13 protein-coding genes are annotated in these 18,515 nt (G+C 72.3%); 10 read left to right on the top strand and 3 right to left on the bottom strand.

The genetic code is table 11. The features are described from left to right. Window positions 1–20: 20 nt before the first annotated feature. Window positions 21–1,742 carry a DNA polymerase/3'-5' exonuclease PolX gene (gene polX, locus P696_RS0101230; protein ID WP_026410911.1) on the top strand — a complete coding sequence of 574 codons (1,722 nt, stop codon included), beginning with the start codon at window positions 21–23 and terminating at the stop codon, window positions 1,740–1,742. Window positions 1,743–1,848: 106 nt separating this feature from the next. Here polX and P696_RS0101225 read toward each other — a convergent pair whose 3' ends face one another. The 3 genes from P696_RS0101225 to P696_RS0101215 form a co-directional block, all read right to left on the bottom strand. After that, on the bottom strand, window positions 1,849–2,883 hold the full coding sequence (locus tag P696_RS0101225) for a COX15/CtaA family protein (protein ID WP_026410910.1): 1,035 nt from the start codon (window positions 2,881–2,883) through the stop codon (window positions 1,849–1,851). Between the two features lie 129 nt (window positions 2,884–3,012). Then, window positions 3,013–4,224 carry a PrsW family intramembrane metalloprotease gene (locus tag P696_RS0101220; RefSeq protein WP_026410909.1) on the bottom strand — a complete coding sequence of 404 codons (1,212 nt, stop codon included), beginning with the start codon at window positions 4,222–4,224 and terminating at the stop codon, window positions 3,013–3,015. Between the two features lie 108 nt (window positions 4,225–4,332). Next, entirely contained in the window at window positions 4,333–5,274 is a 942-nt protein-coding gene (locus P696_RS0101215) for a heme o synthase (RefSeq protein WP_026410908.1), read from the bottom strand. A gap of 742 nt (window positions 5,275–6,016) precedes the next feature. Here P696_RS0101215 and tkt point away from each other — a divergent pair. From tkt to P696_RS0101170, 9 genes are all read left to right on the top strand, one after another. Further along, a complete protein-coding gene (gene tkt / locus P696_RS0101210; RefSeq protein WP_026410907.1) occupies window positions 6,017–8,143 on the top strand; it encodes a transketolase in 2,127 nt (708 codons plus the stop codon). 21 nt (window positions 8,144–8,164) lie between these two features. Beyond that, window positions 8,165–9,280 carry a transaldolase gene (tal, locus tag P696_RS0101205; RefSeq protein ID WP_026410906.1) on the top strand — a complete coding sequence of 372 codons (1,116 nt, stop codon included), beginning with the start codon at window positions 8,165–8,167 and terminating at the stop codon, window positions 9,278–9,280. After that, complete coding sequence (locus P696_RS0101200) at window positions 9,277–10,923, top strand: hypothetical protein (RefSeq protein ID WP_026410905.1); 1,647 nt, start codon at window positions 9,277–9,279, stop codon at window positions 10,921–10,923. Before tal ends, P696_RS0101200 begins: the two co-directional genes overlap by 4 nt. Before the next feature lie 153 nt (window positions 10,924–11,076). Further along, window positions 11,077–12,822 carry a hypothetical protein gene (locus P696_RS42445; protein WP_064743840.1) on the top strand — a complete coding sequence of 582 codons (1,746 nt, stop codon included), beginning with the start codon at window positions 11,077–11,079 and terminating at the stop codon, window positions 12,820–12,822. A 259-nt stretch (window positions 12,823–13,081) separates the two neighbouring features. Beyond that, window positions 13,082–14,611, top strand: coding sequence for a glucose-6-phosphate dehydrogenase (zwf, locus tag P696_RS0101190; RefSeq protein WP_026410904.1), 1,530 nt, complete (start codon window positions 13,082–13,084; stop codon window positions 14,609–14,611). Between the two features lie 3 nt (window positions 14,612–14,614). Next, window positions 14,615–15,631 (top strand): glucose-6-phosphate dehydrogenase assembly protein OpcA, encoded by a 1,017-nt coding sequence (gene opcA, locus P696_RS42440; protein WP_034482689.1) that lies wholly within the window; start codon window positions 14,615–14,617, stop codon window positions 15,629–15,631. After that, window positions 15,628–16,410, top strand: coding sequence for a 6-phosphogluconolactonase (pgl, locus tag P696_RS0101180; RefSeq protein ID WP_026410903.1), 783 nt, complete (start codon window positions 15,628–15,630; stop codon window positions 16,408–16,410). Before opcA ends, pgl begins: the two co-directional genes overlap by 4 nt. A 387-nt stretch (window positions 16,411–16,797) precedes the next feature. Then, window positions 16,798–17,208: an ML domain-containing protein gene (locus P696_RS42435; protein ID WP_157429451.1), complete on the top strand. Its 411-nt coding sequence runs from the start codon at window positions 16,798–16,800 to the stop codon at window positions 17,206–17,208. 119 nt (window positions 17,209–17,327) lie between these two features. Then, window positions 17,328–18,506 (top strand): L,D-transpeptidase, encoded by a 1,179-nt coding sequence (locus P696_RS0101170; protein WP_026410902.1) that lies wholly within the window; start codon window positions 17,328–17,330, stop codon window positions 18,504–18,506. Window positions 18,507–18,515 lie beyond the last annotated feature (9 nt).

Raw genomic sequence — 18,515 nt, 5'->3', positions numbered from 1 at the left:
GCGCCTCGTAGGCTGCCGGTATGGCACGCGCGAACGAGGAGGCCGCCGAGCTGCTACGGGAGCTCGCCGACCTGCTGTCCATCACCGGCGGTGACGCCTTCAAGATCCGGGCCTACGAGAAGGCCGCCCGGGCGGTCGAGGGCTTCCCGGACGACATCTCCGGCCTCGGCCTCCCCGGCCTGCGGAAGATCCCGACGGTCGGCGAGGCGATCGCCAAGAAGCTGCTCGACTTCAACCAAACCGGCACGATCCGGCAGGTGGAGGACCTGCGCGCCCAGATCCCCGCGGGGGTCCGGGCGCTGACCGAGATCCCGACGCTCGGCCCGAAGCGCGCCTACCAGCTGTACGACGAGCTGGGCATCTCCTCGGTCGCCGAGCTGTCGGAGGCGATCGGCAAGGAGCGACTCAAGGGCGTCAAGGGCTTCGGCCCGAAGTCGGTGGAGAACATCCTGCACGGCATCGAGTTGCTGTCGCAGACCGGTGACCGCGCCCTGATCGACGTCGCGAGCGGGCTCGCCGACGACGTCGTCGCGGCGATCTCCGGGCTGCCGGGCGTGGAGCGGTGCCAGTACACCGGGTCGCTGCGGCGGTGGCGCGAGACCATCGGCGACGTGGACGTCCTGGTCGCCTCGGACGATCCGCACCCGATCATGGAGGCGTTCAAGGAGCTGCCGTTCGTCACCGAGATCATCGGGAGCGGCGACAAGAAGACCTCGGTGCGCACCTCCCGCGGCCTCCAGGTCGACCTGCGGGTCGTCCCGCCGGAGTCGTGGGGCGCGGCGCTCCAGTACTTCACCGGGTCGCAGGCGCACAACATCCGCACGCGCGAGATGGCCGTCCGGGCCGGGCTGAAGCTGTCGGAGTACGGCCTGTTCGACGTCGAGTCCGGCGAGCTGGTGGTGTCCGAGACCGAGGACGAGGTGTACCGGCGGCTCGGCCTGCCCTGGATCCCGCCGCCGCTGCGCGAGGACACCGGCGAGATCGAGGCCGCGCGGAAGGACGAGCTCCCCCGGCTCGTCCAGGTGGACGACCTGCGCGGCGACCTGCACACCCACACCGACCTCACCGACGGCGTCGCCTCCCTGGAGGAGATGGTCAAGGCCGCCGCCGCGCGGGGCCTGGAGTACTACGCGGTCACCGATCACGCGCCCGACCTGGTCATGCAGCGGATGACCGACGAGAAGATGCTCGCCCAGCGCGAGCGCGTCCGGGAGCTCCAGAAGCAGTACCCGGACCTGGTGATCCTGCACGGGACCGAGCTGAACATCGGCCCGGACGGCTCGGTCGACTGGGACGCCGACTTCCTCGAGGGCTTCGACGTGTGCGTGGCGTCCGTCCACTCGCACTTCACCCAGAGCCGCGAGGAGGTGACCCGCCGCCTGATCACCGCGTGCGAGAACCCGCACGTCCACGTGATCGGCCACCCCACGGCCCGGTCCCTCGGCCGCCGCGCCCCGGTCGACGCCGACTGGGACGAGGTGTTCCGCGCCGCCGCCCGCACCGGGACGGCGATGGAGGTCAATTCGTTCCCCGACCGGCTCGACCTGCCCGCCGACCTGGCCCGCCGGGCGCTCCGGCTTGGCGTGAGGTTCGCGATCGACACCGACGCGCACTCGGTCGCCGACATGCGCAACATCCGGTTCTCGGTCGGCACCGCCCAGCGCGCCTGGATCACGCCCGACGACGTGATCAACACCTGGCCGCTCCCCCGCCTCCGCGAGTTCCTCGCCAAGAAGGGCTGACGAAAGGCCGCAGGCCCCCGTCCGGACGACCGGACGGGGGCCTGCGCCTGTGCCGTGCCAAGCGGAGAACCCCGCAGCCCAGGCTGGCTTCAGAGAACCATGCGGTTCAGGCGGGCTGAGGCTCGGTGCGGGAGGACGGGGCCGGGGCCGCCGTCTCGGCCGCGGGCATCGAACCGCGGTCGCGGGTCGCGAACAGGATGCGCAGGGCGGTGATCCAGAGCAGCACCGCGCCGAGCATGTGCAGCACGACCAGGGGCCCGGGAACGCCCATGAAGTACTGGATGTAGCCGAGCGCGCCCTGCGCCACCTCGATGGCGACCAGGGTGAGCACGCGGCGGCGGTAGGCGGCGGGCGCGCCGGTCCGGAAGGCCACGATCAGGGCCAGGACGGTCAGCCCGACGGTGATCCAGGCCAGGCCGCTGTGCACGCGCGTGACGTCCTCGATCTCGAAGCCCCAGCGGCGGGACTTGTCGTCGCCCGCGTGCGGGCCGGTGCCGGTGACGACCGTCCCGGCGACCAGGACGACGGCGGCGGCGGACGCCAGCACCGCCGACAGCCCGCGCAGCACCGGCCGGACGATCCGCTCCGGCGCCGTGTCGCCCTCGCCCGAGCGCTCGTACAGGGCCACGCAGAAGACCAGCAGCGCCGGCGAGATCAGGAAGTGCAGGGCGACGGCCGCCGGGTGCAGCTTGCTCAGCACCACGATGCCGCCGATGACCGCCTGCGCGACCACGCTCATCGGCTGGGCGAGCGCCCACCAGACCAGGTCCTTGCGGCGCGGGACCAGCCGCAGCGCCGCCACGAACACCAGGACGCCGATCGCCAGCACCACGAAGGTGAGCATCCGGTTGCCGAACTCGATCGCCATATTGGCGGCCGAGTGCGCCGGGTTGTGCGTCGGGACGAGGCTGTCGCCCGAGCACCGGGGCCAGTCGGGGCAGCCGAGGCCGGACTTGGTCACCCGGACCGCGCCGCCGGTCGCGACGATCAGCGCGTTGCCGATGACGCCGAGCAGCGCCAGCAGCCGCAGCGACGCCGGGGTCGGGTTCCAGAAGGAGTCGATCACCCGGGTGAGCGGATTGCGCGACCGGCGCGGGTCGGCAGGGCGTGGGGCAGCAGCGGTCTGGGATCGTTCGGCCACGCCCCTCATCGTAGGGCCGGGCCCCCGAAGCCTTGACCCGGCCCCCGTCCAAGGCGTATATGGGCGTTTCGCTTACCGGCCCGTCCGCCAGACCGCCCGGCGGGCCGCCCTGCGGCCTCTGCCCGGCCCTCAGCCGTAGGGGCCCGGGGCGGGCGGCGGGACGAAGCCGGACGGCCCCGGATCGGCCCAGGGCGGGCCCTGGCGCTGCGCGGGCGGCGCCGTGCGCAGGAACGTCTGCCGGGCCAGGCCCATCAGGCTCAGCAGCGAGTCGCGGCGGGCCTCGAACCAGCGGGGCTCGGCGACGCCGCGCTCGGCGCGCTTGTGCAGCAGGGCGAGCTCGGTCGCGGCGAGCTGGTAGTCCTCCATCGCCTTGGCCGCGCCGCGTCCGCCGAGCGCGCGGGCCCACCGGCGGGCGGCCCGGCGCGCCGGGATGGACTTCAGCATCCGGATGTCGGCGGGCGTGACCAGGCCGGTCGGCTCGTACATCGGCAGAATGTGCTCGATCCGCTGGACGGTGTTGTGCCGCTCGACGAACACGACGGTGAGCAGGGCGGCCAGGACGACCGCGTCCAGGACGTAGACCGAGCCGAGGCCGCCGAGGCCCATGGCGGCGGCACCGTTCCACAGGCCGTGCAGGAGCATGGCGCCGAGCAGGCCGAGGGCCGGCGCGGTGATGCGTCCGCGCCGGTGGGTGGCGGCCCAGGCGACGCCGATGCCGGTCATGGAGGTGAACAGCGGGTGGCTCAGCGGGGCGACGATGCCGCGCAGTATGAACACGGTCTGGAGCTGCTTGGTGCCGCCGAGGTCGAACGCCCGCATGTAGTAGGTGACGTTCTCCATCATCGCGAAGCCGAGGCCGACCATGCAGGCGTACATGATCCCGTCCGCGAAGCCGTCGATCTCGTTGCGCCGCCACCAGAGCAGCCCGAACAGGACCGCGCCCTTCAGCGACTCCTCGATCACCGGGGCGCCGAAGGTGGCGCTGATGAAGTGCCCCTTGACCTCCCCGAAGATCGGGACGGTGATGTAGAGCAGGCCGAGGGTGTTCAGGACGAGCGCGCCGAGGACGGCGACGCCCGCGCCCCACATGAACGAGAACACCAGGGCGCGCGGAGGCTCCGGCTCCATCCGGTCGAGGGTGAGGACCAGGGCGATCAGCAGCGGGATCGGGAGGATCGCCAGGATCATCCCGACCCAGAACCCGGCGCCGCCGTAGATGGCGTCGATGCCGAGCGCGATGAGGGCGCACAGGGAGGAGACGGTGAGGCCGAGCAGGAGGCCCACCGGGGGACGCCCCGGCATCCGCCCCTCGAGCACCGCCTTGGGATCAATGCGCGCCATAGCGGGAGCGTAACGGTCGCGTGAGCGCGGCGTTGACACTACCCCGCCGACCTGGGGCAATCGTTCAGGAACCGGCGGCCGGGCGCGGACCCGCGCCCGCCGCGATGATCAGTGCAGGAGGGGGTCCACGGCGACGGCGGTGAACAGCAGCGCCAGGTAGACGTTGGAGAGGTGGAAGAAGCGCATCGGCCGCAGGTGCACGCCCGTCACGCCCCTCAGGACGTCCTTCAGCAGCCGGTGCCCCTCGGCGAGGAAGACCAGGCCGAGCAGGATCGCGACGGTCCCGTACACCGGGGTCATCCCGGCGACCGGCCAGAGCAGCAGCGAGCAGGCCACGGTCGCCCAGGTGTAGGCGAGGCTCTCGCCGAGGACCCGCTTCTCGGACGCCACGACCGGCAGCATCGGGACCTTGGCGACGGCGTAGTCCTCCTTGTAGCGCATCGCCAGCGTCCAGGTGTGCGGCGGCGTCCACAGGAACACCACGCCGAACAGGACGAAGGGGGTCCAGTCGATGGAGCCGCGGACGGCCGACCAGCCGATCAGCACCGGCATGCAGCCCGCGATGCCGCCCCAGATGATGTTCTGGGAGGTGCGGCGCTTGAGCAGCAGCGAGTACACGAAGACGTAGAACAGGATCGCGAACAGCGACATCGCGGCCGACAGCACGTTCACCGCGAGCGCGAACCCGACCGTGGAGATCACCGCGAGGGCGATCCCGAAGGCGAGCGCCCGGCCCGGCAGGACCTGCGCGCGGGCCAGCGGGCGGCGCCGGGTGCGGCGCATCTTGGCGTCGATGTCGCGGTCGATGTAGCAGTTGACCGCGTTCGCCGCGCCCGCCGACATCCAGCCGAAGGCGAAGGTCAGCAGCACCCGGCCGAGCGAGGGCAGGCCGTCGGCCGCCAGGAACATCACCGGGATGGTCGTGATCAGGAGCAGCTCGATCACGCGGGGCTTGGTGAGCGCCACGTAGGCGCGGACGCTCGTGCCGAGCGTCCGCCTCTCGGCCGGGGTCGCGGCAGAGGGGGCCGCCGCCGATGCCGCCCCCGGCATCGGGTCGTCCAGCTGCTCGACGCCGAGCTTGTTACTGAGCACCGTCACAATCGGGTCCACGTCCAACTAGGCAAGGGAATTCGCGTCCGCCAAATCGCGTCCACCAAACGGTGCCCCCGCGATCCTTCGGGCCGGTCCGGGACGGGTGCCCCGGCCTGCTAATGCTTTTCGCGGTCGCTTTCGGCGTCGTGCCGGTCGCCTCAACCGCGGGTCCACTGTAGTCCGACCCCTCCGGGGTTCACGCACCGGGGCACCGGACGCGCCGCGCGCTCCCTCCGGCCCCCGTCCGACCTGCGGCGTCGTCCCGGGCCGTCCGTCAAGGGCCCTGCGGCCGGGGCGATGGGGCGGGTCCTCCCTCCCGGTTCGGGCCGGTCTCCTCCCCGCGTGCGTGCCGTCCGGCCCATGCGGCCCCAGTCGCTCGGCCTCCGGCCTTCTGGACGGGGGTTATGGCGTGAAACGATCGGGCAGGCTCCCGGACGAGGCGGTCCGCGGGGGTTCCACCGGTTCCGGGCCGGACGAGGTCACGGGAGCCGACCGCAGGGTTGGATAGGCTCGGAGGCGGGCCGGAGCGATCTCGCCGGAGCGCCCGTGACACGGGTCGTCCACCGTTCCGTGGGCCCCTCCGAGGGGGGAACACGCACGGTGCGCGTCATGTTGCGACGTACGGACGCGACAGAGGAACGACTCCGCCTCCGTGTGACAGACATCGCTAAATATGTGGTTCGAGAGGAGCCTGGCGTCCGTGAGTGGGGACAACAGCACGTTTGAGTGGTCCGAGCTGGACCGGCGGGCGGTGGACACGGTCCGCGCCCTCGCGATGGACGCGGTCGAGGAAGCCGGTTCCGGGCACCCCGGCACGGCCATGAGCCTGGCGCCCGCCGCCTACCTTCTGTTCCAGCGTTTCCTGCAGCACGACCCGACCGACCCCGAGTGGGCGGGCCGGGACCGGTTCGTCCTGTCCTGCGGGCACTCCAGCCTGACCCTGTACATCCAGCTCTACCTGTCGGGCTACCCGCTGACGCTGGACGACCTGAAGCGGCTGCGCAAGTGGGGCAGCCTGACGCCGGGCCACCCCGAGCACGGGCACACCGCGGGCGTGGAGACCACGACCGGCCCGCTCGGCCAGGGCATCGGCAACGCGGTCGGCATGGCGATGGCGGCCCGCCGCGAGCGCGGCCTGTTCGACCCGGAGACCGCCGCCGGCCAGTCCCCCTTCGACCACCGCGTGTGGGTGATCGCCTCCGACGGCGACATCGAGGAGGGCATCAGCCACGAGGCCAGCGCGATCGCCGGGCACCAGCGCCTGGGCAACCTGGTCATGATCTACGACGACAACCACATCTCGATCGAGGACGACACCCAGATCGCGAAGTCGGAGGACGTCAAGGCCCGCTACGCGGCCTACGGCTGGGACGTCCAGACCGTCGACTGGACCGTCGACGGCGAGTACGAGGAGAACGTCGGCCGGCTCGCCGAGGCCCTCGCCGCCGCCGAGCGCGAGAGCGCCCGCCCGTCGCTGATCTCGCTGCGCACGATCATCGGCTGGCCCGCGCCGAACAAGAAGAACACCGGCAAGATCCACGGCTCCGCGCTCGGCGCGGACGAGGTGGCCGCCACCAAGAAGATCATGGGTATGGACCCGGACCGCACCTTCGACGTCAACGCGGAGGTCCTGGACCACGCGCGCGGCGTCGTCGAGCGCGGGCGCGCGGCGCACGCCGAGTGGGACGAGCGCTACCAGGCGTGGCGCAAGGCCAACCCGGACAAGGCCGCCCTGTACGACCGGATCTCCCGGCGCGAGCTGCCCGAGGGCTGGAAGAAGGCCGTCCCGTCCTTCGCCGCCGGCAAGGACCTGGCCACCCGCGCCGCGTCCGGACAGGTGCTGAACGCCCTGGCCCCGGTGCTGCCGGAGCTGTGGGGCGGTTCGGCCGACCTGGCCGAGTCCAACAACACCACGATGAAGGGCGAGCCGTCCTTCATCCCCGAGGAGTTCCAGACCAAGGAGTTCCCGGGCGGGCCGTACGGCCGGACGCTGCACTTCGGCATCCGCGAGCACGGCATGGGCTCGATCCTCAACGGCATCGCGCTGCACGGCGGCACCCGCCCCTACGGCGGCACGTTCCTGGTGTTCAGCGACTACATGCGCCCGGCCGTCCGGCTCGCGGCGCTGATGAAGCTGCCGGTCACCTACGTCTGGACGCACGACTCGATCGGCCTCGGCGAGGACGGCCCGACCCACCAGCCGGTCGAGCACCTGTGGGCGCTGCGCGCGATCCCGGGGCTGGACGTCGTCCGCCCGGCCGACGCCAACGAGACCGCGGTCGCCTGGGCGACGATCCTGGAGCACACCGACCGTCCGGCGGGCCTGATCCTGTCCCGGCAGAAGCTGCCGACCTTCGACCGGTCCGGCGAGCTGGCGTCCGCCGACGGCGTCGCCCGGGGCGGCTACGTCCTGGCCGAGGCCGAGGGCGGACGGCCCGAGGTGATCCTCATCGCGACCGGCTCGGAGGTGCAGCTCGCCGTCGACGCCCGCGAGACGCTGCAGGCCGAGGGCATCCCAACCCGCGTGGTGTCGATGCCGTCGGTGGAGTGGTTCGAGGAGCAGGACGACTCCTACAAGCAGGAGGTGCTGCCGCCCGGCGTCACCGCCCGCGTCGCGATCGAGGCGGGCATCGGGCTCGGCTGGCGCTACTACGTCGGCGACGCCGGCCAGGTCGTCAGCCTCGAGCACTTCGGCGCCTCGGCCGACCACAAGACGCTGTTCGAGCAGTTCGGCTTCACCGCCGAGCGGGTCGCGGCGGCGGCGCGGGCCAGCCGTATCAAGGCCGCGGCGCCCGGCGCGGGACGCGGCAGCACCACGGGTAACTGAGGCGAGAGGAAGCGACGAGCGATGAGCGACACTCTGAAGAGGCTCTCCCAGCAGGGCGTGTCGATCTGGCTGGACGACATCAGCCGGGAGCGGCTGCGCACGGGCAACCTCGAGCAGCTGGTCAAGGAGAAGAGCGTGGTGGGGGTCACCTCCAACCCGACGATCTTCGCCAAGGCGCTCGGCAAGGGCGACGCCTACGACGACCAGGTCCGTGACCTGGCGGTGCGCGGCGTGGACGTCGAGGAGGCGTCCCGCGCGATCACGACCTACGACATCCGCTGGGCCGCCGACGTGCTGCGCCCGGTCTACGACCGGAGCGAGGGCGTGGACGGCCGGGTGTCGATCGAGGTGGACCCGCGGCTGGCCCGCGAGACCGAGAAGACGATCGCCGAGGCGCGCGCGCTGTGGTGGATGGTCGACCGGCCGAACGTGTTCATCAAGATCCCCGCGACGAAGGAGGGACTGCCCGCGATCACCGCGGCGCTGGCCGACGGGATCAGCGTGAACGTGACGCTGATCTTCTCCCTGGAGCGGTACGGCGAGGTCATCGACGCCTACTTCGCCGGCCTGGAGCAGGCCCGCGCGAACGGGCACGACATCCGCCTGATCGAGTCGGTGGCGTCCTTCTTCGTGTCCCGCGTGGACACCGAGATCGACAAGCGCCTGGACAAGATCGGCACGGACGAGGCCAAGGCGCTGCGTTCCCAGGCGGGCCTCGCGAACGCGCGGCTCGCGTACGCGCTGTTCGAGGAGAAGTTCGGCACCGACCGCTGGTCGAGGCTGCGTGACGCGGGGGCGCGTCCGCAGCGTCCGCTGTGGGCGTCCACCGGCGTGAAGGACCCGAACCTCCCGCCGACCCTGTACGTGGACGGCCTGGTCGCCGACGGCGTGGTGAACACGATGCCGGAGGCGACGCTCGAGGCGGAGTCCGAGAAGGGCGACCCGGCCGGCGACACCATCACCTCCATGTACGACGAGGCGCGCGGTGTCATGCAGAGCCTGAAGGACGTCGGCGTCGACTACGACGACGTCGTGAAGGTCCTGGAGGACGAGGGCGTCGAGAAGTTCGAGGTCTCCTGGAAGGAGATGCTCGACACGATCACCTCCGAGCTGCGGGACAAGGCGGCCAAGGCGTGACCTCGGTGGTGACCGCAGCGGGGGTGTCGGTCACCATCCGGGGTCCGCTGGTGGACGAGACCGAGTCCGTCCTGGACCGGCTCGTCTCCGACGGCGTCCCCGGGGCGCTGTTGCAGGGCGCCGGTCGCCTGTGGGGCCCGGACGCCGCGCCCGTGGCGGCGCGGCGCCTGGGCTGGCTGCGGCTGCCCGAGACCTCCCGTGACCTGCTCGGCCGTCTGGCCGGGCGGGTCCGGGAGGCCCGGGCCGCCGGGCTCACCCGGGTCGTCCTGGCCGGGACCGGCGCGGCGACGGCCGCCGCCGGGGCGATTGTCCGGTCGGCGGCGCCGGAGGGGACGGAACTGGTCGTCCTGGACACCGGTGACCCGCACACGGTGCGGGCGGCCCTGACCGCGTTGCCGGCGACGCTGCTGGTGGCCGCCGACAAGAGCGGGACCACCGTGGAGACGGACGCCCACCTGCGCGTCTTCGAGGACGCGTTCGGCGCCGCCGGGCTCGACCCGGCCGCGCACGTCCTGGTCGTCACCGACCCGGGCTCGCCGCTGGACGGCCGGTACGACACCCTGCACGGCGACCCGGAGACCGGCGGTCGCTTCGGCGCGCTGGACGCCTACGGGCTGGCGCCGTCCGCGCTCGCCGGCGCGGACACCGAGGAGTTGCTGGACGAGGCGTCCGTGCTGGCCGGGACGCTCGACCAGCCCTACGACAATCCGGCGCTGGCCCTGGGCGCGGCGCTCGGCGCGTCCGCGCTCGCGGGGCGCGACAAGCTCGTCGTCGCCGACCACGGCTCGGGTCTGCCCGGCCTCGCCGCGTGGATCGAGCAGCTGGTCGCGGCGTCCACCGGGAAGGACGGGCGGGGCCTGCTCCCGGTCGTCGTGGAGGCCGTGGCCGCGCCCGGTTTCGAGCTCACCCCGAACGTCCGGCGCGTCATCCTGGGCGCCCGTCCGGACGAGCCGGGTCCCGCGCGGGAAGCAGGTCTGTCGGTCTCCGGGCCGCTCGGCGCGCAGTTCCTGCTCTGGGAGTTCGCGGTCGCGGTGGCGGGACGGGTGATCGGGGTCAACCCGTTCGACCAGCCCGCCGTCGCCGAGTCCGCGGACAACACCGCCGCGCTGCTGCGCGCGGCCGAGGGCGCCGCCCCGACCGTCATCCCGAGCGCCCCCGCCTTCACCGACGACGCCGTCGAGGTGCACGGGCGCGAGGACCTCCTCAAGGGCGTCCGCTCCCTCTCGGACGCCGTGGACGCGTTGCTCGCCGCCGTCCCGGACGGCGGGTACCTGGCCGCCCTGGCCTACCTGGATCCGGACGGCGACGCGTCCGCCGCGGCGCTGCGTCCGCTGCTGGCCGAACGGGGTGGCCGCCTGCGCCGCTCCCCCGTCCCGGTCACCTTCGGCTGGGGTCCGCGCTACCTGCACTCCACGGGCCAGTACCACAAGGGCGGGCCGGAGAACGGCGCGTTCCTTCTGGTCACCGGCGCGGCGGAGCACGACGTGCCGATCCCCGGACGTCCGTACAGCCTGGCCGAGCTCCAGCTGGCCCAGGCGTTCGGCGACCTGCGCGCGTTGCGCGCCCGGTCCCGTCCGGTCGTGCGCGTGCACCTGAAGAACCGCGCCGACGGGCTGGCCCGGCTCGCCAAGGCGCTCACCTGATCCACCGGCTCCGAAGCCCGGCCGTCCTGTATGGCCGGGCTTCACGGTTTTGTCCTCGTTTTTTCTCACTTGTTCACAAATCGACACATGGAAGATCGGAGAGTCGGTCGCGAATGCCGGGTGAGTCCTGAAACGATGGGTCGGGGAGGAACGGTGTCCGGATTCGACGTACTGACGCGCGGCGACGTGCTCGAGCAGGCGCTGCAGGCGCGCGACTACCTGGTCGCCTGCGGGGTGCCCGCGGCACTGGCGGCCAAGGACCCGCGGCTGTGGGGCCGGCGGGCCGTCGACCACAGCAGGCTGGCCTGGCTGGACCTGCCGTTCGCCTCCCGCTACCTGCTGGACAAGGTGGACGACGTCGTCGCCGAGGCGCGGTACGCGGGCCTGGACCACGTGGTGCTGGTCGGGATCGGCGCGGACGCCCTGGCCGCGCAGGCGATCATGGAGCAGCACGCCGCCGCCGGGACCACGGCCGGGGCCCTCACCGTCCTGGACGGCTCGGACACCGCGGCGCTCGCGTTCACGCTGGAGCGCCTCGACCGCACCCTGGTGGTGCTGGCGAGCAAGTCCGGAGTGTCCCTCGAAGGGGACGCCTACCTGCGCATCCTCGCGGACGCGTTCCGGCAGAAGGGGCTCACCGACCGGGAGCTCGCCGCGCGGTTCGTGGTGATCACCGACCAGGGCAGCCCGCTGCACGGGTTCGCGCGCGGCAAGGGGTACCGGGTAGGGCTGACCGATCCCGGCCTGCCGGGGCACATGGCGGCGCTCTCGGCGTACGGGCTGGTGCCCGCGGTGCTCGCGGGTGCGGACGTGGGCCAGGTGCTGGACGAGGCCGCCGCGCTCGCTCCCGCCCTGCAGAACGACAAGGACAATCCGGGCCTGCTGCTCGGCGCCATCATCGGCGGCTGCGCGCAGCGCGGGCCCGAGGGACTTGCGCGGGCCAAGCTCGCGCTGCACGAGCCAGGCGGGTCCGGCGCGCTCAGTGGCTGGATCGCGCAGGTGCTCGCGGCCGGAACCGGCAAGCGCGGCCGGGGCGTGCTGGCGCTCGAGCCGCCGGGCAGCCCGGCGCAACTGGCCGACGCGCACGCCATCGCGCTGAACCCCAAGCAGGGGACGCACGGCGACGCCGAGACCTCGGTGTGGGCGCCGCTCGGCGCGCAGTTCCTGCTGTGGGAGTACGCGACGGCGGTCGCCGGGTGGCTGCTCGGCGTGAACCCGTTCGAGCCGGGCGGCACCGTCGCGCAGGACGCCGAGGACGACGCGGCCTCGCTGCTGGCCACGGCGGCGGGCGGACCGCTGCCGACCGGCCGTCCGGTGTTCGCCGACGAGGACATGGAGATCCACACCGACCTGCCCGTCCCGCACCACCCGGACGGGCTGTCCGCGACGCTCGTGGCGCTGCTGGCGCAGGTGCCGCCGGAGGGCTACCTGTCGGTGGTGACGTACCTGTCCGGCGAGTTCTCCGGGCGTTACCTCGCGCCGACGCTGGCGCGGCACACGGGCCGTCCGGTGGTTTACGGCGCGGGTCCGGGGTATCTGCACGCGACCGGTTCCGTGCACAAGCGCGGCCCGGGTGGCGGCGCGTTCCTTCTGGTCACCAGCAACCCGCCGGAGGGCGACCCGGTCGCCGACATGCCGGTGCCGGGCCGTCCGTACGGGCTGGCGTCGTTGCAGCTGGCGCGGGCGCTCGCCGAGGAGCGGGCGCTGCGCGCGCTGGGTCTGCCGGTCGTCCGCGTCCACCTGCGGGACGCGGTGGAGGGCGCGGGACGCCTCGCCGAGGCCGTCCGTGCCCTCGGCACGTCCGGCGCGGCGCAGGGCGGGGCGGGCACGGCGCAGGGCGGGGCCGCCGGGGCGCCGCAGAGCGGAGGGTCCGGGATGAGAGCGCAGGCGACGGGGTGACCGACCGGCCTGTGACGATCGCCTGGGGTTGCCGTTACCCCGCCGAAGGGAATGATCTTCGCGAGATGGGCGTATACCTGGGGGTGACCGGCGCCGACGCGCCGGTCCGGGACCGGTGCGCGACGCCCGGCCCGACGCGCCGCCCGCGACGCCCTCGCCCGCGCGGACGGCGCGAGCCGTGCACGGCGCGGCGAGGGGACTCAAGAAACAAGTGGGCAGGAACGGTCCACGGCATAGTGCGAGAAGAGGGGACCGCCACGTGACGGACACAGCACCCAATCCGCTCCGGGATCCGCGGGACAAGCGGCTGCCACGTGTGGCCGGGCCGTGCGTGCTGGTGTTGTTCGGGGTCACCGGGGACCTGTCGCGCAAGAAGCTGCTTCCGGCCATCTACGACCTGGCCAACCGGGGGCTGCTGCCGCCCGGGTTCTCGCTGGTGGGCTTCGCCCGCCGCGACTGGGACCACCAGGACTTCCGCCAGATCGCCTACGAGGCGGTCAAGGAGCACGCGCGCACCCCGTTCCGCGAGGACGTCTGGGACCACCTGTCGGAGGGCATGCACTTCGTCCCCGGCGAGTTCAACGACCCCGGCGCGTTCGACGCGCTGGCCATGGCGGTCAAGGAACTGGACGCCAGCCGCGGCACCGGCGGCAACTACGCCTTCTACATGTCGATCCCGCCGAAGTTCTTCTCGACGGTCACCGAGCAGCTGCAGCGCAGCGGCCTGGCCGACCGGTCGGAGAACTCCTGGCGGCGGGTCGTCATCGAGAAGCCGTTCGGGCACGACCTGAAGTCGGCCCAGGAGCTCAACGACATCGTGCACCGGGTCTTCCCCGAGGAGTCGATCTTCCGGATCGACCACTACCTCGGCAAGGAGACCGTCCAGAACATCCTGGCGCTGCGGTTCGCCAACACGATGTTCGAGCCGATCTGGAACCGGTACCACGTCGACCACGTGCAGATCACGATGGCCGAGGACATCGGCATCGGCGGACGCGCCGGGTACTACGACGGCATCGGCGCGGCCCGCGACGTCATCCAGAACCACCTGCTCCAGCTGCTCGCCCTGACCGCGATGGAGGAGCCGACCTCGTTCAGCTCCGAGGCCGTCCGCGCGGAGAAGGCGAAGATCCTGTCGCAGGTGCGGCTGCCGGACGACCTGTCGCTGGCGACCGCGCGCGGCCAGTACGCGGCGGGATGGCAGGGCGGCGTGAAGGTCGCGGGATACCTGGAGGAGGAGGGCATCCCGCAGTCGTCCACCACCGAGACCTACGCGGCGGTCAAGCTGGAGATCGACAGCCGCCGCTGGGCCGGGGTGCCGTTCTACCTGCGCACCGGCAAGCGCCTGTCGCGCCGGGTCACCGAGGTCGCGATGGTGTTCCAGAAGGCCCCGCACCAGCCGTTCTCGCAGACCGACACCGAGGAGCTGGGGCAGAACGCCCTGGTCATGCGGGTGCAGCCGGACGAGGGCATCACCGTCCGGTTCGGCTCGAAGGTGCCCGGCACCTCGATGGAGATCCGCGACGTCAACATGGACTTCGCCTACGGCGAGTCGTTCACCGAGTCGTCCCCCGAGGCCTACGAGCGGCTGATCCTGGACGTGCTGATCGGCGACCCGCCGCTGTTCCCGCGGCAGGAGGAGGTCGAGCTGTCCTGGCGGATCCTCGACCCGGTCGAGGAGCACTGGGCGTCCCAGAAGAAGGTCGACCAGTACAAGTCCGGCGGCTACGGGCCCGACAGCTCGGACGCGATGATGGCGCGCGACGGCCGTGTCTGGAGGCGGCTCTAACCCATGAACATCGATCTCACCAACACCACCACCCGCCGGATCCAGGAGTCGCTGACCCAGGCCCGGCACCTGATGGGCGGCCCGGCCGTCGGCATGGTGCTCACCCTGATCATCGTCACCGACGAGTCGGCGCAGTACGACGCGGTCCGCGCGGCGACCGAGGCGGCCCGCGAGCACCCGTGCCGGGTGCTGACGGTCATCTCGCGGGACGCGCGCGGCAGCTCGTCCCGGCTGGACGCCGAGATCCGGATGGGCGAGACCGGGCCGGGCGAGACCGTGCTGCTGCGCATGTACGGCCCGCTCGCCGAGCACGCCGACTCGGTCGTCGTGCCGCTGCTGATGCCGGACACCCCGGTGGTCACCTGGTGGCCGGGCGGACGGGTCCCGAAGGCCCCGGCGTCCGACCCGCTCGGCGCGCTCGCCGCGCGCCGGGTGACCGACTCCTACGCGGCCCGCGACCGGCTCGGCACCCTCGCCCGGCTCGCCGAGGTGTACCGCCCTGGCGACACCGACTTCGCCTGGACCCGCATCACCAACTGGCGTTCGCTGCTGGCGGCGGCGCTCGACCAGGACCACGACCGGATCACCGGTGGCGAGGTCTCGGCGGAGCCGGACAGCCCGTCCGCCGAACTGCTGGCGGCCTGGCTCGAGGTGCGGCTCGGCATCCGGGTCGTCCGGTCCTCGTCGGACGGGCCTGGCATCACCGCCGTCCGGCTGACGACCAAGGACGGCGACATCCAGGTGTCACGTCCCGACGGACGCGTCGCGACGCTCGCGCGTCCCGGCCAGCCGGACCGGCAGGTCTCGCTGCAGCGCCGTCCGATGGCCGACCTGCTGGCCGAGGAGCTGCGACGGCTCGACCCGGACGAGGTGTACCAGGACGCGGTGACGCGGTTCGCCAAGGACCTGTCCGCCGCGACCACGCAGCAGGAGGCCGAGGCGGCGGACAAGAGCGCCGCGAAGAAGGCGGCGCCCGCCAAGCGGCCGGGCTCCGGCTCGGGTTCGGGGTCGTCCAAGTGAGCACTCCGACCGTCCTGATCCACCGCGACCAGGAGCTGCTGGCGAAGGCCGCGGCGGCGCGCCTGGTCACCCGGATCGTGGACGCCCAGGCCGCGCGCGGCACCGCCTCGGTGGTGCTGACGGGCGGCGGCGTCGGCACGGCCGTCCTGTCCGCGCTGAACGCCACGCCCGCGCGGGACGCGATCGACTGGCACAAGCTGGACATCTGGTGGGGCGACGAGCGGTTCCTGCCGACCGGCGACCCGGAGCGCAACGAGACCGGGGCGCGCGCGGCGCTGCTCGACCACGTGGACCTCGACCCGGCGCGGGTGCACCCGATGCCCGCGACGAACGGCCCGGACGGCGCCGACCCCGAGGCCGCCGCCGCGCGGTACGCCGAGGAGCTGCGCCGGGCGGCGCGTCCGGAGGACCACGGCCCCGTCCCGTCCTTCGACGTGCTGATGCTGGGCGTCGGGCCGGACGCGCACGTCGCGTCGCTGTTCCCGGGGATGCCCGCGCTGTACGACGACCGTCCGGTGGTGGGCGTGCGCGGCGCGCCGAAGCCGCCGCCGACGCGCATCTCGCTGACCATGCCGTCCCTGCGGGCGGCCCGGGACGTGTGGGTGCTCGCGGCGGGCGAGTCGAAGGCCAAGGCCGTCCGGCTGGGCCTGTCCCCCGAGGCCGGGCCCGTGCAGGTCCCGGTCGCGGGCGCGCGCGGACGTCGCTCCACACTGTTCCTCCTGGACCGCGCCGCCGCAGCAGAACTCCCCCGCGGAATCGAGCGCATCGCATCCCCCTGACCTGATCCGGGACAGACCAACCGGGAGCCGTGCGTTGGCACGGCTCCCGGTTGGTCTGTCCCCAAGGACCTTCAGCGCGCGGGCAAGGGCGGTCCCCAACCTCGGGGACCGCCCTTCTCGCGTGCTGGAATGCCATCTGACCTGGTCCTATGGCACGCGAAGAGTCGGGTGGAGGCGTGGACCTTGGTTCGGATGGGGCGGCCGATGCTGCGGGCGGCGCGGCGGGCTTGTCGGCGGAGGTCCCGCCTTCGCTCTTGGTCCCGTGGTGCCCCCTGCGCCGGGGTTTCAGTGGGCAGGTCGACACGTTTGAGCGGGCTCCGTTCTCGGCGACATGCCTGCCCGTCGAGATGCAGTTACCATCCGCAGTGATTTGGATACGGTCTGGACATGTCAACAGACTTGCTCGAAGACCTCAGCGACGACTCCTACGTCCTGCGGATCAGCGACGTCACCTTGGATCCCTCGTTCCCCAAGCCGGGGAGTCAGCTCCGCGTCGACCTGGAGGGTGAGCTGCGCCAGAAGGTGGATCTGGCGCAGGTGTACGTGCAGATGACCGTGAAGCTCGGCCTTATCACCCTGGTTCGCCGGACGCTCTCGCTGCCCGATCTGCTGGCGAGCTGGGGCGGCAAGCTTTCGGGCGACCTGGAGGCTCCCCCAGGACCCTGGAAACAGACCTGGACGTTCCAGTTGCCCCGGGAGATTCCCCGGGGCGACTTCCGAATCTCCTTCGACGCGTACACGGAGAACGACGACGAGTTCGCCGCCCTGCGCGCGAAGGTCGACTTCCGCAATCGCTGACAGCGGCATGGCGCCCAGTTCCGACAGGGCGGGCCGCCGGCCTTGTGAAGAGAATCGGCTCGGCCCTGCTGGCCGGAGGTGCGTGCTTACCCTGGAGGGGACGACGGGGAGGTACGAGCGTGGGCAGGTTCAGGGAAGGTGTGGCGCTGGTCGGGGTGTTCTCGCTGGTAGCGGGCTGTTCGTCCGGTGGCGGGTCGGGCGGGGGCGGCTCGAAGGACGCCGCTCCCCCGCCGTCCATCACTCCGGCGAACGGGACGCAGCAGGTCGCTCCCGACCAGCCGGTCGTGGTGAAGGCCGCGAAGGGCAGACTGACGGACGTCTCCGTCGCCGACGCCAAGGGGCGCAAGGCCGACGGAAAACTGTCGCCGGACGGTAGGAGCTGGCAGACGTCGTGGGGTCTCGTCCCGGGCGCGACGTACACGGTGACCGCGCACGGCGGCGACGGCGGCAAGCAGGCGACCGCGACGTCCACGTTCACCACGCTCGCCGCCAAGCAGAAGCTCGAGAGCGGCCTGGCGCCGCTGAACGGCGAGGCCGTCGGCGTCGGCATCCCCATCCAGCTGCTGCTGAGCGGCGACGTGCCGACGAAGGCGGGCAAGCAGGCGGTCGAACGATCCCTGGAGTTGCGGACGTCCACCCACATCACGGGCGCCTGGTACTGGATCAGCGACCGCGAGGTCGACTTCCGGCCGAAGGAGTACTGGCCGTCCGGCACGAAGGTGAAGCTGGTCGCGCACCTGGCCGGGGTGAAGGCGGGCACCGGCCTCTACGGCACCAAGGACCGCGCGCTCTCCTTCACCGTCGGCGCGAAGCACTACACGAGGATCAACGCCGAGACCCATGAGGCGAAGGTCTACAAAGCGGGCAGGCTCGTCCGGACGCTGCCGGTCAGCCTGGGCCGTCCGGGCGACGACAGCTACACCGGCGTCATGATCGCCCAGGAGAAGGACGCCCACATCATCATGGACTCGGCGACCACCGGCGATCCCGGCGCGTACCGGATCCCCACCGACTGGAACGTCCGCATGACCTACAGCGGCACGTTCGTCCACGCGGCCCCGTGGTCCACCGGCTCCCAGGGCAACTCCAACGTCAGCCACGGCTGCGTCAACGCGTCCCCCTCGGACGCGAAGTGGTTCTTCGACTTCACCAACGTCGGCGACATCATCGAGGTCACCGGCACGTCCCGCAAACTCCGCTTCGGCAACGGCCCCACCCCTTGGGCCAAGTCCTGGACCGACTGGCTCCAAGGCAGCGCCCTAGGCCAACCCGTCACCACCACACCTCTGACGGGGTGAGGCGGGTCG

The sequence above is a fragment of the Actinomadura oligospora ATCC 43269 genome (genome assembly GCF_000518265.1).
In the GTDB taxonomy this organism is placed as follows: Bacteria; Actinomycetota; Actinomycetes; order Streptosporangiales; family Streptosporangiaceae; genus Spirillospora; species Spirillospora oligospora.
The sequence above is the reverse complement of the archived record's forward strand: the minus strand, read 5'-3'. Positions and strand labels throughout refer to the sequence as shown.

What these genes read in the sequence shown, in the direction of transcription:
- polX (WP_026410911.1), top strand. Translation starts at nt 21, where the DNA reads ATGGCACGCGCGAACGAGGAGGCCGCCGAGCTGCTACGGGAGCTCGCC.
- opcA (WP_034482689.1), top strand. Translation starts at nt 14,615, where the DNA reads ATGAACATCGATCTCACCAACACCACCACCCGCCGGATCCAGGAGTCG.
- P696_RS0101215 (WP_026410908.1), bottom strand. Translation starts at nt 5,274, where the DNA reads ATGCCGGGGGCGGCATCGGCGGCGGCCCCCTCTGCCGCGACCCCGGCC.
- tal (WP_026410906.1), top strand. Translation starts at nt 8,165, where the DNA reads ATGAGCGACACTCTGAAGAGGCTCTCCCAGCAGGGCGTGTCGATCTGG.
- P696_RS42435 (WP_157429451.1), top strand. Translation starts at nt 16,798, where the DNA reads ATGTCAACAGACTTGCTCGAAGACCTCAGCGACGACTCCTACGTCCTG.
- P696_RS0101220 (WP_026410909.1), bottom strand. Translation starts at nt 4,224, where the DNA reads ATGGCGCGCATTGATCCCAAGGCGGTGCTCGAGGGGCGGATGCCGGGG.